This window comes from Dorea formicigenerans (assembly GCF_025150245.1).
Taxonomy (GTDB): Bacteria; Bacillota; Clostridia; order Lachnospirales; family Lachnospiraceae; genus Dorea; species Dorea formicigenerans.
In genome coordinates this window covers 1,454,842-1,469,740 of sequence record NZ_CP102279.1, presented here as the reverse complement: position 1 = coordinate 1,469,740, position 14,899 = coordinate 1,454,842, and the positions used below count along the sequence as shown (strand labels likewise).

Genomic DNA, 14,899 nt, shown 5'->3' with positions numbered 1-14,899 from the left:
TTTAATTACTGGATTGCATTTCCTGCCGCATATCCGGTCGACCAGGCAATCTGCAGATTAAAACCTCCGGTCAATGCATCCAGATCCAGTACTTCTCCCGCAAAATATAACCCTTTTACAAGCTTTGATTCCATCGTTCCAGGATCAATTTCTTTCACATTAACTCCGCCTTTTGTAATAATCGCTTCCGGATAGTCGCGAAGTCCGGTAAGCGTCATACGAAAATGCTTGATCAAATGAACAAACTGTTTCCGTTCTTCTTTCTCTATATTGTTAACCTTTTTCTCCGGATCAATCCCGCCAAGTTCCAGCATGACCGGAATTAATTTAGTTGGAAACAGCTTTGTGATTGCATTTTTAAATTGCCGGTTATGATTCTCTTCAAAATCTCTCAGCACTCTCTGATCCAGTTGTTCTTCTGTAAGAGCCGGTTTCAGATCAATTTCCAATGTCAGTTCCTTTTTCTGTCCATTTTTATCCATGAATTTTTTGCCTACATAACTGCTGGCACTGATAATCAACGGACCACTGACACCAAAATGTGTAAACAGCATTTCTCCAAAATCTTTATATAATTCTTTCTTTCCATCCAATATCTTTGCTTCTACATTGCGAAGTGAAAGCCCCTGCAATTCACAGATCCATGGTTCTTTTGTCTCCATCGGCACAAGAGACGGAAAGCATTGTGTTACTTTATGACCAACGTTTTCGGCAAATCGGAATCCATCACCTGTAGATCCTGTGGAACGGTAAGACAATCCACCTGTCGCAACAATACATGCATCTGCGGTTTGTGTAGTAGTATCTTTTAATACTACCTTATTAAACTTGCCTTTTTCAGCTTCTACACTTTTCACTTCTGTATTTAAGCAGACTTTCACGCCCACTTTTTTCATTTCCCGTTCCAATGCGCGGATAACATCAGACGAATGATCCGAGATTGGAAACACTCGATTTCCTCTCTCTATCTTCACTGGCACCCCTGCATCTTCAAAGAAATCTATCACATTCTGATTCGTATAACCATAAAAGCTGCTATACAAAAACTTAGAATTCGTCACAACTGCATCAAACAACTCTTCCATATCTGCGGCATTTGTAATATTACATCTTCCTTTTCCAGTAATAAATATTTTCTTTCCTAGTTTTTCATTTTTTTCATAAAGCGTGACTTGATGTCCGTTTTTTGCCGCTGCAATTGCCGCAAACATTCCCGCTGCTCCGCCACCTACTACAATAACATGACTCATTTATATTATCCTCTTATTCTAGTCATTCATTTTGACTGTATCGCCTACCATATTCAGTTCATCTCCACTGTAGACCTGATACTCATCCCAGATATCTTCCAGCGCCTCCAGTGTAGTGATTACTTCTTTCTGCTTCTTCATGCAGAGTGCCACCACAAGAGCATTGATCACACTAAGTGGTGCTACAAGAGAATCTACGATTGAAGCCATATCACTTCTTGCAATCAAATTACAGGAAGAATACAGGTTCATCGGCGAATGTACACTATCCGTAATCGTGATTACCTTAGCCTTTCTGTTGCTTGCAAATTCCAATGCTTTAAGCGTTCTCATAGAATATCTCGGAAAACTAATCCCAATGATCACATCTTCTTCATCAATTCGCAGCAATTGCTCGAAGATTTCACTGGAACTGTTCGTATGAACCGCTGTCACATTATCACAAATCAAATTGAGATAGAAAGACAGAAAGCTTGCAAGTGGTGCACAGCTTCGTATTCCGACTACATATACTCGCCTTGCATTCAGAATCGTGTCTACAGCCATTTCAAACGCCTCATGGTCAATTCCTTCCATTGTCAGCTTTATCTTCTCTATATCCGACTGTAGAACCGATGTTAGAATCTCTCCTTGACTGATCCGTCCATACGTCACTTCCATTCGTTGAATGGAATTAAGTTTTGTACGGACCATCTCGCCAAGCGCCCTTTGAAACTGGGGATAACCTTCATATCCAAGAGCTGTTGCAAATCTTACAACTGTCGATTCACTGACTCCAACCTCTTCACCCATTTTTGCAGCCGTCATAAATGCTGCTTTATCATAATCTTCACGGATAAAATCCGCCAGCTTTTTCTGCCCTTTACTGAACTTGTTATATCCGTCTTCTAATCTTTGCACTAATTCATTTTGTGTTCCCATATAGCGTCTTCCTTTTCTATTACATCGTTTCTATTATAAGATGTAAAAGAGAAATCTTCAACCTTTAATCCTATCTATCTCAATCATCTATCTTAATTCTGTCTTAATTCTATCTCAAATCTGCCTTAAATACTTCTACTGCGCACCTCTGATATCTTTTTTTAAGCCAGCATAATAAAACAGGCGGAAAATCTTCCGCATAAATGCATCTTTGACTTTCCGCCCGTTTTCATTATTTTATATTCTGCTATACTGGATAACTTCCATTCTCAGTATCAGCAATTGTCTGGTCGACCTTTGTCTGCTGTGCCTGACGATATTTGAAAAACTCTGTTGCTACCTGTGGGAACAATGCATAAGATAATACATCTTCATCCTGCTGGATCCACTGAGCACATTCTTTTCTGAGTGTGTCAAGCTCATCCGGAATCAAATCTGCCGGACGGCAAGTGATAACTTCCGGATTATCTCCAAGAACTTTCTTTACGACATCTGGGTTAAATGGTTTTGCTGTCTTACCATATTTTCCACTTAAGATGTCTTTTGTCTCCTGTGTTGCAACTTTGTAGCGTTCTCCCATCAACACATTAAATACAGCCTGTGTACCTACAATCTGTGAAGATGGTGTTACAAGTGGCGGTTCACCAAGATCTTTACGAACTCTTGGGACCTCCTCAAGCACGTCGTAGAATCTATCCTCCGCTCCCTGTTCTTTTAACTGGGAAGTCAGGTTAGACAACATTCCTCCCGGTACCTGATAAAGAAGTGTCTTAATATTAACACCTAAGTTCTTAGGATTCAGAAGTCCACTCTCAAGAGCCTCATCACGAATCGGTCTGAAGTAATCAGCAATCTCTGCCAGTAAGTTCTGATCCAGTCCGCTGTCATAAGGAGTTCCCTTAAATGTCTCAACCATAACCTCTGTAGCCGGCTGTGATGTTCCAAGCGCAAATGGTGACATTGCAGTATCAATTACATCGACCCCTGCCTCTACAGCCTTTAAGTAAGTCATAGACGCCTCTCCTGACGTATAGTGGGTATGAAGCTGAATTGGAAGATTTACAGCTTCTTTCAATGCCTGTACAAGCTCTGTTGCTTTGTATGGTACAAGAAGTCCGGCCATATCTTTGATACAGATAGAACTTGCTCCCATATCCTCAATTCTCTTCGCTGTCTCTACCCAGTAATCCAGTGTATAAGCATCACCAAGTGTATAAGAAAGAGCTACCTGCGCCTCTGCTTTTTCCTCATTTGCTGCATCTACTGCTGTCTGAAGGTTGCGAAGATCATTCAGGCAGTCAAAAATACGAATAATATCTATTCCATTTGCAACAGATTTCTGCACAAAATATCTTACCACATCATCAGCATATGGACGATATCCAAGGATATTCTGCCCACGGAATAACATCTGTAATTTTGTATTTTTAAATCCATCACGGAATTTGCGAAGTCTGTCCCATGGATCTTCTTTCAGGAAACGAAGAGATGCATCAAATGTAGCACCACCCCAGCACTCTACAGAATGATATCCAACTTTGTCCATCTTTTCCACAATCGGAAGCATCTGCTCTGTAGTCATACGAGTAGCGATCAAAGACTGATGCGCATCACGCAGAACTGTTTCCGTTATCTTAATTGGTTTTTTTTCAATTTCTGCCATTATAATTTCCTCCATATATTGTCAATTACAATATTGACTGTTACATTACTCCAAAGATTGCCATGAATGTACCTGCAGCTACGGCAGTACCGATAACACCAGCTACGTTCGGTCCCATTGCATGCATCAGAAGGAAGTTCGTTGGATCTGCCTCTGCACCGACCTTCTGAGATACACGCGCAGCCATAGGAACCGCGGAAACTCCTGCTGAACCAATCAGAGGGTTTACTTTTCCATGTGTAAACGCACACATGATTTTACCAAATACAACTCCGGCTGCTGTACCAAATGCAAATGCGATCAGACCTAACACAACGATTTTCAATGTATCAAAGTTCAGGAATGCTTCCGCACTTGTTGTAGCTCCTACTGATGTACCAAGCAGGATAACTACAATATACATCAATGCATTGGATGCTGTCTCTGTCAACTGTCTAACGACGCCTGACTCACGGAACAGGTTACCAAGCATCAACATACCTACAAGTGGTGCTGTTGTTGGAAGAATGACGCAGACTACAATTGTAACAATAATCGGGAAGAGAATCTTCTCGAGTTTAGATACAGGTCTTAACTGTTCCATTCTGATCTTACGTTCTTTCTCCGTTGTAAGTAATTTCATAATCGGTGGCTGAATAATCGGCACCAGTGACATATAAGAATAGGCCGCCACTGCAATTGGTCCCATGATCGCCGTCTGCTGCAGTTTACCTGCGAGGAAGATAGATGTCGGTCCATCTGCTCCTCCAATAATTGAGATTGCTGCCGCTGCCTTGTCGGAGAATCCCATGCACATTGCTCCAAGGTATGCAGCAAAAATACCGAACTGTGCTGCTGCTCCAAGAAGGAAACTCTTTGGATTCGCAATCAACGGTCCAAAGTCTGTCATCGCACCTACTCCAAGGAAGATCAGTGACGGAAGAATTGACCACTCATCCAGCTTATAGAAATAGTAGAGAAGTCCACCCGTTCCATTTGATGCATCCTCTGCATGCAACATAATATCCGGATAGATATTTACAAGCAGCATACCAAATGCAATTGGCACAAGAAGCAGAGGCTCAAATCCATGTCTGATTGCCAGGTACAAGAAGAAACAAGCCACCGCAATCATGACCACATTGCCCCATGTAAGACTAAAAAACGCCGTCTGATGCACGAGGTTTCCTAATGTTGTTGTTATATATTCCATTTCTTAACCTCCAGTCGTATATGTGTCGGCAGTACTATTTCAATGTTGCTAATACTGCTCCGGATTCGATTGCATCACCAACAGCTACGTTGATGCTTGCTACAGTTCCATCTTCCGGTGCTACAACTGGGATTTCCATCTTCATTGCCTCGATTGTAAGAACAGCATCACCCTTCTTCACTGCCTGACCTACAGTAGTGTCAAGTTTGAATACTTTTCCGGCTGCTCCTGCTTTTACTTCAATAGATCCGGCTGCTCCTGCTGCCGCTTTCGGTGCTGCCTTTGGAGCTGCTTTTGGTGCTGCTTTCGGTGCAGCTGGTGCAGGTGCTGCGCCTGCTCCTGTCTCTTCTACTGTTACATCATAAACATTACCATTCACTGTAATTGTATAATTTTTCATTCTGATATCCTCCTTAATTACTCACTATGAATTCCATTTATTTGACGGACGGCGCTTAATGCTGCGGACAACAAATCCATCTGTCGTTGTCTCTTCTGCTGCTGCAATTGCTGCTGAAATAACAGCAATCAATTCCAGATCATCAGTTTCATCCACTTCTTCGACTGTCTCACTTACAGCCGCTTTCGTTTCTTCTTTCTGCTCATCTTTTTTCTTGCCAAATGCATTCTGGATTGCCGGAATGTATTTAAACAAAGAAATCAGGAATGAAATGAAGATCAGTACTGCAAATACAGTTCCCATTCCAAGCAGTGTATTTAAGCCTGCCTTTTCCATAATCTCTCCAAGTGAGAACTTCGCACTGACTGTCATACTTTCAAGGTATAAATCTTTATCAAACACAAATTCAATCGTAGCATCACGATCTTTGAACTGTGCCGGTACAGATACTGTCAGCTCATCATCTTTCGCTTCAAATGTATAATCTCCATGTCCGACATACTCACCGCATTCTTTGATTCCTGCCTGCCAGCTGTCAACTGCGCCATCAAAGCTGTCCGGTGTGAACTTCAATCCAGACATCATGAACTGATACTCTTTGCTGAATTCGTTCTGGTCGTTCCACTGTGCCAGTGTATCACTGTCTACATTCTGGCAGTAGTTTATCAGAAACTCTGTCTCCTGCTCAATCATTGCCTCATCATATTCCAAAGTAGTCTGTGTCTTACCACATCCTGTCAGGCATACGATTGCGGTCATCATCAGGCAGAGCAATAAGCTAATCTTTTTCTTCACTTTGCCTCACCTCTCTAAACTGTTCCATGCTTTTTCATCGGGCTTTCTTCTCTTTTTGTAAATAACATCTCAAATGCTCCGATGACATATTTTCTAGTGTCAGCAGGCTGGATAATTGTATCTACATAACCTCTTCTTGCTGCGGAAACCGGACTGGACTGAAGCTCGGCATATTCTTTTGCTTTCTCGTTGATTGTCTCAGCATCAGCATCTGCATACATAATTTTTGCTGCAAGATCTGCTTCCATCATTCCGATTTCTGCTGTCGGCCATGCATAGACCATATCAGCACCAAGAGATTTACTGTTCATTGTCACATAAGCACTTCCAAATGCTTTTCCGATTACAACGTTAACTTTTGGTACAGTTGCATTTGCAAATGCATAAGTTAATTTTGCTGCTGCCTTTGCAAGGCTTCTTTCTGCACACATAGTTGCTGCAAATCCTGATACATTCGTCAGTGTAAGAACCGGAATATTAAATGCATCACAGAACTCTACGAATCTGGCTGCTTTTCTTGCGCCTCTTGCAGAAAGTGCTCCATCAAACTCTTCTACAACTTCTGCATTCTCATCATAAACTTTAGATCTGTTCGCAACAGCACCAACTGTCATACCATTCAAACGAATAAAGCCTGTTACCATGTCTTTCGCATGATTCTTCTGAGTCTCAAAGAATACATGATCATCTGCGATTTCAGCAAGGGCTATTGCCGTATCTTCTGTTGCATTTTCAATCTCTGAACATGCACGATTCAGATCATCTGAACATTCTGTGTATGATGCATCTTCCTCATTATTACATGGTAAAATGCTTACTAATGTACGAATCTCTGAAAGAATCTCTTCTTCTGTTCCGACACCATCTACAAGACCTGTCTTTTCACTTTGGAATTTTGCAGAAGATGTATCACATTTATCTACTGTATTTCCTGGAATCGCATTCGGAGAATTTACGAATAACTTCGCATTCTTTTCTTCCATAAATGTAAAATCTGTAAGAGCTGGTACTAAGGACAAGCCTCCGCCACAGGTTCCGAAAATTGCTGTAATCTGTGGAATTACTCCTGATGCAAGTGATTGTTTTAAATATAATGTTCCAAATGCCTCAAGTGCGTCTGTTGCCTCCTGAAGTCTGAGACCTGCACAATCTACAAGTCCAATAACAGGAGCCCCCATCTTCATTGCCATATCATAAATGTTCGCGATCTTTCTGGCATGCATCTCACCAATTGATCCCTTCAATACTGAAGCGTCCTGGCTGTACACATATACCAGATTACCATCGATCACTCCATAACCGGTAATGACACCGTCTGCCGGAGTTTTCTTTTCCTGCATGTTGAAATCTGTTGTTCTGGCTGTTACTGCTCCGCCGATTTCAACAAAGCTGCCTGCATCAAGTAACTGTTCAATGCGATTACCTGCTGCATTTTCTGTTGCCATGTTGCCCATAATTTAGCCCTCCATTTTCTTTATTAAAATATGGTTATACCAAAATTTCGCCGAATTTATTATAACTTTTTTACCGAAAAATGGCAACGCCTACAAGGCACATTTGTTAAGGATTTGACAAATTTTGTTAATTATTTATGACTTTTGTTAAAAATCAAAAAGCGGTTTGGGCAATTAGCTCAAAACCGCTTTTATAGGTCTATAAATTCTGTTTATTTTTCATTTCTAAATTGAATTGGAGTCATATTATATGCCTTTTTGAACAATCGATTGAAATGCTCCACATTCTGATATCCGACAGATAATGCAATATTTTCCACTGTCATATTGCTGCTCTTAAGAAGTGCTCTTGCTTTCTTCATACGGATTTTCTTTACCAGTTCTCCAAATGTGACGCCGGATTTCTCCTTAATGTATTTGGAAATGTATGGTTTAGACAAGAAGAACTTCTCAGCAAGGTCATCTAATGTAATATCAATATAGTTCTCCTGAATATAATTCATAATTTCAATCATACGTGTGTCTTTACATGTATTGGAATTTCCAATCTCTTCCAGCTTATTAACTGCAACTGTGAGTGCCTCAATGGATGCCTTGATAATATCGGCGTCAATTCCAGCACCCCAGAATGTCTTTCCTTGGCAGATTATACCAACATATGCAACAGCCTTGGAGGATGATCCTTTTGTCAGAGAATGTTCCTCGTAAAAGCTCAGTTCATAGCTGACGTTGAAATACTGTTTGATTGCATTGCTGACCGCATCCAAACGTCCATTACCCGTTGCGGTGATGACCTGGCTCTCTTTCTCATGATTGATCGTAACCTCAGCTGTAATTCCATTGACCTGTTTGAAATGACACTCGTCAATATGAAATACCGGTTTTGTATTAATGTAGTTATCAGAGAAAATCTGATATACAAGTTCCGGAGTCAGCTCTTTATGTGCACGGTCAGAAATACCTTTCACAAGATATCCGACTTCCTCACGCATCTCTTTTGGAAGATTGATTCCATGGCTCTGTTTCAGAATGTAGTTCACACCACCTTTACCAGACTGGCTGTTGATGCGGATAACATCTGAATCGTATTTTCTTCCAACATCCTGTGGATCGATCGGCAGATATGGAACTGTCCATGTATCGCACTTCTTCTCTTCTCTCCACGCCATTCCTTTTGCAATAGCATCCTGATGTGATCCTGAAAATGCTGTAAATACCAGATCTCCTGCATACGGCTGACGCTCATAGACATGCATTCTTGTCAGTCTCTCATAAGTTTCGCGAATATGGTGCATATCAGTAAAATCAAGCTTTGGATCCACTCCGTGAGAGAACATATTTAAACCTAATGTCACAATATCTACATTACCGGTACGCTCTCCATTTCCAAATAATGTACCTTCGATACGGTCAGCTCCTGCCAGAATTCCAAGTTCCGCAGTTGCAACACCACAACCACGGTCATTGTGTGGATGAAGACTTAATACAACATTATCTCTGTATTTCAGGTTCTTATCTACATACTCTAACTGGCATGCAAATACATGTGGAATCGCATTTTCAACGGTTGTCGGAATATTGATGATTGCCTTGTTGTCCGCACTTGGTTTCCATACGTCTAAGACTGCATTACAAACTTCGACCGCATAATCAACCTCTGTTCCAGAGAAACTCTCCGGGCTGTATTCAAATGTAAAGTTACCATCTGTCTCATTTGCCAGCTTCAGAAGTAATTCTGCTCCATCGACTGCAATCTTCTTGATCTGCTCTTTGCTTTTTCTGAATACCTGCTCTCTCTGTGCAACAGATGTGGAGTTGTACAGATGGATCACCGCATGAGGCGCACCCTTAACAGCTTCAAATGTCTTCTTAATAATATGCTCTCTTGCCTGAGTCAGTACCTGAACGGTCACATCATCTGGGATCATATTCTTCTCAATCAGCGTTCTCATGAACTTGTACTCGGTATCGGATGCTGCCGGGAATCCAACCTCAATCTCCTTAAATCCGATATCTACTAACATCTGGAAGAACTCCAACTTTTCCTCAAGACTCATTGGCTCGATCAGCGCCTGGTTACCATCTCGCAGGTCAACACTACACCATACCGGCGGTTTTTCAATCTCTGTCTTCTTCACCCAATCATATGTGACGACCGGTGGCATAAAATAAGTCTTTTCGTACTTTTCAAAATTATTCATATCTATCATCCTTCCAAATTAATTTTCATCAAATTAGTTGTCTTTTTTTAAGACTCACTCATACTAACACAGGAATAAAAAAAAGGAAAGTGACATATTTAATCACTTTCCTTGATTTTTTTTAATATTCTTATGCTTTTTTGAGTTCAAGACTCAATTTTTCTGTCATTTTTTTACTCATCCTCAAGAGCTTCTTTTCTTGTCGTCATAACTTTCTCTTCATAACATGCAAACAGATCATCGATTACTTTCTTCGCCTGTTTCTTTGTAAAGAGACTTACAACCGGAACAAGAATAAGTCCACCGACCATAGCGATCACACCGGAATTGATTGAAGATTTGAAAATGTATCCAAGTACCGGTTCCCAGCCGCTCACATCAACTCCTCCAAGTGTAATGACAAGCTGGATTACTGCTACCGCACACCCCCATATAAAACAAACAAATGCAGAAGCTTTTGTCACGCCTTTCCAGTATAATCCATATAAGAACGGTGCCAAAAATGATCCTGCAAGAGCACCCCAGGAAACTCCCATCATCTGTGCGATAAATGTTACTTCCGGATGTGCATCTTTAAAGATTGCAATCACTGCCGATATAAAAATAAAAAATACAATAAACACTCTCATAACAAACACCTGCTTTTTCTCAGACATTTCTTTCTTAGATGCAGGCTTGATCACATCCAGTGTAAATGTAGAACTTGATGTCAGCACCAGTGATGAAAGAGTGGACATAGATGCGGATAATACAAGCACAATGACCACCGCTATGACAAGTGCCGGAAGTGTAGATAACATGGTCGGCACAATGGTGTCAAACAGCGGTTTTCCGGTGGCTGGATTGATGGTTACTTTATCTGCATACAGTCTTCCGAATCCTCCAAGGAAATAACAGCCTCCGGCAACAATAATGGCAAACACTGTGGATATAACCGTTCCTTTATGTATATCTTTCTCGCTCTTAATGGCATAAAATTTACCGACCATCTGTGGCAGCCCCCATGTTCCAAGGGAAGTCAGAATTACCACAAATAAAAGTGCCAGCGGATCCGGTCCAAGAAATGCGGTGTATGCTCCCTGCCAGCCCGCGTCGCCTGTCACAGAAGCCAACGCCTTTGTTGCCTCCTGAAATCCTCCATTGTCGGCAAGTACTGCTCCGATTACTGCGCAGATTCCAAACAGCATAATGATTCCCTGAATAAAATCATTGATCGCCGTTGCCATGTATCCACCGAAAATAACATAGAATCCAGTCAGTACCGCCATAATTAAAATAACAAGCCAGTACGGAATATCAAACACAAGTCCAAAGAGACTGGAAAGTCCATTGTATAAGGACGCCGTGTACGGAATCAGGAAAATGAATACAATGACCGATGCCGTTACCTTAAGCGGCACACTGTCAAATCTCTTACCAAAGAAATCCGGCATCGTCTTAGCATCTACATGCTGTGTCATAATACGTGTTCTTCTTCCAAGCACATTCCATGCAAGCAATGACCCGATAAATGCATTTCCAAGCCCCGCCCATGTACTGGCAAGACCAAAGTTCCATCCAAACTGTCCCGCATAGCCTACAAAAATAACAGCTGAAAAATATGACGTTCCAAATGCAAAAGCCGTCAGCCACGGACCAACGCCACGCCCTCCAAGAACAAAACCATTCACATCTGCCGCATGCTTTCTGGAATAAAATCCGACATAGATCATAATCGCAAAGAACACGACAAGCAAGATAATACATAATACTTCCTTTGACATCTCTCATTCCTCCAAATAACTAGTCTTTTGTTTGAATTCGTTGCTTTAAACCGTTGCGCTTTAAAGTGTTAAAGTCTTTCTATACAATACCATACGGGAAATGTATTGTCAATACAGAGAACTTGTTTTTTCTGTCACCTCTTCCGTTTTTTGGGGCACTGCCTTCCGCATGCCAGATATTTCTAAAAACACAGAAAGAGGCTGTACAATCGTGTACAGCCTCTTTCTGTGTTTTTATATAATTAGATACATGCGGATTTTTAATATTTCTCTACTACTTCACCCTGCTTTTTGTAGATACTGTTTGCAGGTACGAATCCTCTGACACTGGACAGCGGGTAGATATTGCTGTGGCTTCCGACTACACTTCCCGGATTCAATACTGTTCCGCAGCCAACTTCTACTTCATCACCGAGCATGGCTCCGAATTTCTTGATTCCGGTCTCAATCTGTCCTTCTGGCGATTTTACTACGACCAGTTTCTTGTCTGATTTTACATTGGAAGTGATAGATCCTGCTCCCATATGTGCTTTGTATCCAAGTACGGAATCTCCAACATAGTTGTAATGTGGAACCTGTACTTTATTGAACAGTATAACATTCTTAAGTTCTGTAGAGTTTCCGACTACGGCTCCCTCTCCTACAATTGCATTGCCACGGATAAATGCGCAGTGGCGAACCTCTGCATCTTTTCCGATGATTGCCGGTCCGTGGATATATGCTGATTCAAATACTTTTGCAGATTTTGCAATCCACACATTTTCTCCTACTTTATCATACTCGTCTGCCGGAAGTGTCTCTCCCAGTTTTACAATGAAATCACTGATCTTCGGAAGTACTTCCCATGGGTAAGTCACTCCTTCAAAGATATCCTTTGCAATTGTCTCATTAAGATTATACATCTTTGCTACTGTCATTTCTTCGAACATTTCTAAACTCCTCCTGCTCACAGTTTACTTATTATTTTTTTAATCTTTTTTATTGTACCTATTTGCTGGCATTTGCTGTCTTTGTACTCTTTCTTCCACTAGACTTACTGCCCGATTTTGCACTGGTCTTTGTTCCACTCTTTGCACGCCTGGATTTTGTGTACTTCATCGTCTGCTTCTCATTCTTATAGAACGGTGCAACCCGGTCATAACAGGCGCGGAGCTGATATTGATTATTCAGTCCTTTGACGCCTTCCGTGCGGCTGGACACAAAGCGGTCCAGTTTCATCATATACTCGTCAGAGGTGATATCTCCGTCAGCCACATAGGTCAGCCCCTTCTCCCAGCTTGCTGTCAGCTCCGGATTCAAAAGCGACCGTACAGAATGGTCAACCACATCATAGATCATTTCTCCAAGCATGGTCGGTGTGACAATCTGTGTCTTCTTATTGAGTGCCAGATATTTATTGTTAAAAAGCTTCTTTAGGATTTCACCTCTGGTCGCACTGGTTCCGATTCCACTTCCTTTAATCTGTGCGCGAAGCTCTTCATCTTCAATCAATTGTCCTGCATTTTCCATAGCAAGAATCAGAGAACCGGAATTATAGCGTTTCGGTGGAGATGTCTTTCCTTCCTTAATCTCCATTCCCTGGATTGGGAGAGTCATCCCTTTTTTCAGGCTTTGGATTTTTTCAAAAAATGCCTGGGACGATGCCATATCTTCGTTACCGTCACCATTGTCACCCGAATTGTTATCACCGGAACCATCACCTGTTTCTGCGGAAGTCACACTTCCACTTACATTTCTGTCTTCTGCTCCTGCAGCGCTGCCAGATTCTCCCTTCTTTTCTCCCGGAACTCCCACAACTTTTAAGTAGCCAGGCTCTGCCAGTACTTTAAAGCTTGCAAAGAAAGACTCTTCTTTTACCTTTGTTGTAATGGCAACCTTCTGATAAACCGCCGCCGGATAAAATATACTTAAAAATCGTCTTACGATTACATCATAGACCGCCCGTGACGTCCAGGAAAGTCCACTTAGCGCACTCATGCCTTGTCCGGTTGGAATAATGGCATAGTGATCGGTAATCTGTTTGTCATTGACATATCTTGTCTTCGCCAGACCTTTATGACTTCCGAATCCTACAATCTCCTGTAAAAACAAAACTGCCGACTCATATTTCATAAGTCCATTGAGATTCTTATGTATCTCTTTTGCCACAGCCGTGGAAAGCACACGCGCATCGGTTCTCGGATAGGTCGTCAATTTCTTTTCATAAAGTTCCTGCGCAATTTTCAGTGTCTCATCCGGACTGATTTTAAAGCGTTTCGAACATTCATTCTGCAGCTCCGCCAAGTTAAATAACAACGGTGGATTTTTCTTTTCCTTTTTCTTTTCAATGGACGCAATCTGACCTGTTACCGGTTGTTCCTGCGTCAGATAATCTATGACCTGCTGCGCCTTTTCGCGCTCTTTAAATCCATTTTCCTTATATAGATCAAATGACTCGAACCACTTGGAACCCTTTACTGCGCGCCATTCTCCTTCAAATGTCTGACCCTGTTCTCCAATTGTCGCAAGAATACGATAAAACGGTGTCTCGATGAACTCACGGATCTCGCGTTCTCTTCTTACAACCATTCCAAGAACACAAGTCATTACACGCCCTACAGAAACAACTGAATAATCCGTTCCAAGATAATTAGAAATGCTATTTCCATATTTTAATGTCAATAATCTTGAAAAATTGATTCCCATGAGATAATCTTCCTTGGCTCGCAGATAAGCAGCACTTGCCAGATTGTCATACTCACTTAAATCCTTTGCCTCGCGGATTCCTCGCAGTATTTCCTCCTCTGTCTGGGAATCGATCCACACTCTTCGTCTATTTTTTCCATGTACCTGCGCCTGTTGTTCTACCAGACGGTAAATATATTCTCCCTCGCGTCCTGAATCGGTACAGACATAGATAGTCTCTACATCCGGTCGGTTCAAAAGCCCTGCTACAATCTTATACTGTTTCGCTACCGACGGTATAACTTCATATTTGAATCTTGTCGGTATAAACGGCAGCGTCTGAAGACTCCATTTTTTCAAGGCAGGATCATACTCCTCCGGATAACTCATAGTCACCAGATGTCCTACACACCAGGTCACAATGGAATCCTCTGATTCCAGATACCCGTCCTGCCTTCTGGTGTTCAGCTTCAATGCCTTCGCAAACTCCTGTGCAACACTGGGTTTCTCAGCTATATATAGTGATTTCCCCATATTTATTACGTTAACTCCTTACTTTACCTTTTTTATTAATTACATCCGAATTCTTATCACCC

At 41.6% G+C, this 14,899-nt stretch carries 11 protein-coding genes; all 11 read right to left on the bottom strand.

Going from position 1 to position 14,899, the window contains the following annotated elements; all coding sequences use genetic code 11:
• Positions 1-5 precede the first annotated feature (5 nt).
• The gene (locus NQ560_RS07240; RefSeq protein ID WP_005332904.1) at positions 6-1,250 is read right to left on the bottom strand and encodes a BaiN/RdsA family NAD(P)/FAD-dependent oxidoreductase; all 1,245 of its coding nucleotides are present in this window, start codon (positions 1,248-1,250) and stop codon (positions 6-8) included.
• Positions 1,251-1,268: 18 nt separating this feature from the next.
• Positions 1,269-2,171, bottom strand: a complete 903-nt coding sequence (locus NQ560_RS07235) for a MurR/RpiR family transcriptional regulator (protein ID WP_005332906.1) — start codon at positions 2,169-2,171, stop codon at positions 1,269-1,271.
• Between the two features lie 247 nt (positions 2,172-2,418).
• On the bottom strand, positions 2,419-3,834 hold the full coding sequence (locus NQ560_RS07230; RefSeq protein WP_040015459.1) for an oxaloacetate decarboxylase subunit alpha: 1,416 nt from the start codon (positions 3,832-3,834) through the stop codon (positions 2,419-2,421).
• 40 nt (positions 3,835-3,874) lie between these two features.
• The gene (locus tag NQ560_RS07225; protein WP_005332909.1) at positions 3,875-5,026 is read right to left on the bottom strand and encodes a sodium ion-translocating decarboxylase subunit beta; all 1,152 of its coding nucleotides are present in this window, start codon (positions 5,024-5,026) and stop codon (positions 3,875-3,877) included.
• Positions 5,027-5,060: 34 nt separating this feature from the next.
• Positions 5,061-5,426, bottom strand: a complete 366-nt coding sequence (locus NQ560_RS07220) for a biotin/lipoyl-containing protein (protein ID WP_005332914.1) — start codon at positions 5,424-5,426, stop codon at positions 5,061-5,063.
• 24 nt (positions 5,427-5,450) lie between these two features.
• The gene (locus NQ560_RS07215; protein ID WP_117656984.1) at positions 5,451-6,221 is read right to left on the bottom strand and encodes an OadG family transporter subunit; all 771 of its coding nucleotides are present in this window, start codon (positions 6,219-6,221) and stop codon (positions 5,451-5,453) included.
• A 14-nt stretch (positions 6,222-6,235) separates the two neighbouring features.
• The gene (locus NQ560_RS07210) at positions 6,236-7,675 is read right to left on the bottom strand and encodes an acyl-CoA carboxylase subunit beta (RefSeq protein ID WP_005332916.1); all 1,440 of its coding nucleotides are present in this window, start codon (positions 7,673-7,675) and stop codon (positions 6,236-6,238) included.
• A 212-nt stretch (positions 7,676-7,887) separates the two neighbouring features.
• A complete protein-coding gene (locus NQ560_RS07205) occupies positions 7,888-9,876 on the bottom strand; it encodes a 2-isopropylmalate synthase (RefSeq protein WP_040015460.1) in 1,989 nt (662 codons plus the stop codon).
• 173 nt (positions 9,877-10,049) lie between these two features.
• Positions 10,050-11,639, bottom strand: a complete 1,590-nt coding sequence (locus NQ560_RS07200; protein ID WP_005332918.1) for a sodium:solute symporter family protein — start codon at positions 11,637-11,639, stop codon at positions 10,050-10,052.
• A gap of 260 nt (positions 11,640-11,899) precedes the next feature.
• Positions 11,900-12,568, bottom strand: coding sequence for an LbetaH domain-containing protein (locus tag NQ560_RS07195; protein WP_005332919.1), 669 nt, complete (start codon positions 12,566-12,568; stop codon positions 11,900-11,902).
• Between the two features lie 58 nt (positions 12,569-12,626).
• Positions 12,627-14,837: a DNA topoisomerase gene (locus tag NQ560_RS07190; RefSeq protein ID WP_005332921.1), complete on the bottom strand. Its 2,211-nt coding sequence runs from the start codon at positions 14,835-14,837 to the stop codon at positions 12,627-12,629.
• Between the last annotated feature and the right edge of the window lie 62 nt (positions 14,838-14,899).

Excerpts from the sequence above, each read along its gene's own strand:
- NQ560_RS07230 (WP_040015459.1), bottom strand. The coding sequence starts at position 3,834 with ATGGCAGAAATTGAAAAAAAACCAATTAAGATAACGGAAACAGTTCTG.
- NQ560_RS07235 (WP_005332906.1), bottom strand. The coding sequence starts at position 2,171 with ATGGGAACACAAAATGAATTAGTGCAAAGATTAGAAGACGGATATAAC.
- NQ560_RS07205 (WP_040015460.1), bottom strand. The coding sequence starts at position 9,876 with ATGAATAATTTTGAAAAGTACGAAAAGACTTATTTTATGCCACCGGTC.
- NQ560_RS07240 (WP_005332904.1), bottom strand. The coding sequence starts at position 1,250 with ATGAGTCATGTTATTGTAGTAGGTGGCGGAGCAGCGGGAATGTTTGCG.
- NQ560_RS07225 (WP_005332909.1), bottom strand. The coding sequence starts at position 5,026 with ATGGAATATATAACAACAACATTAGGAAACCTCGTGCATCAGACGGCG.
- NQ560_RS07190 (WP_005332921.1), bottom strand. The coding sequence starts at position 14,837 with ATGGGGAAATCACTATATATAGCTGAGAAACCCAGTGTTGCACAGGAG.
- NQ560_RS07200 (WP_005332918.1), bottom strand. The coding sequence starts at position 11,639 with ATGTCAAAGGAAGTATTATGTATTATCTTGCTTGTCGTGTTCTTTGCG.
- NQ560_RS07220 (WP_005332914.1), bottom strand. The coding sequence starts at position 5,426 with ATGAAAAATTATACAATTACAGTGAATGGTAATGTTTATGATGTAACA.
- NQ560_RS07210 (WP_005332916.1), bottom strand. The coding sequence starts at position 7,675 with ATGGGCAACATGGCAACAGAAAATGCAGCAGGTAATCGCATTGAACAG.
- NQ560_RS07195 (WP_005332919.1), bottom strand. The coding sequence starts at position 12,568 with ATGTTCGAAGAAATGACAGTAGCAAAGATGTATAATCTTAATGAGACA.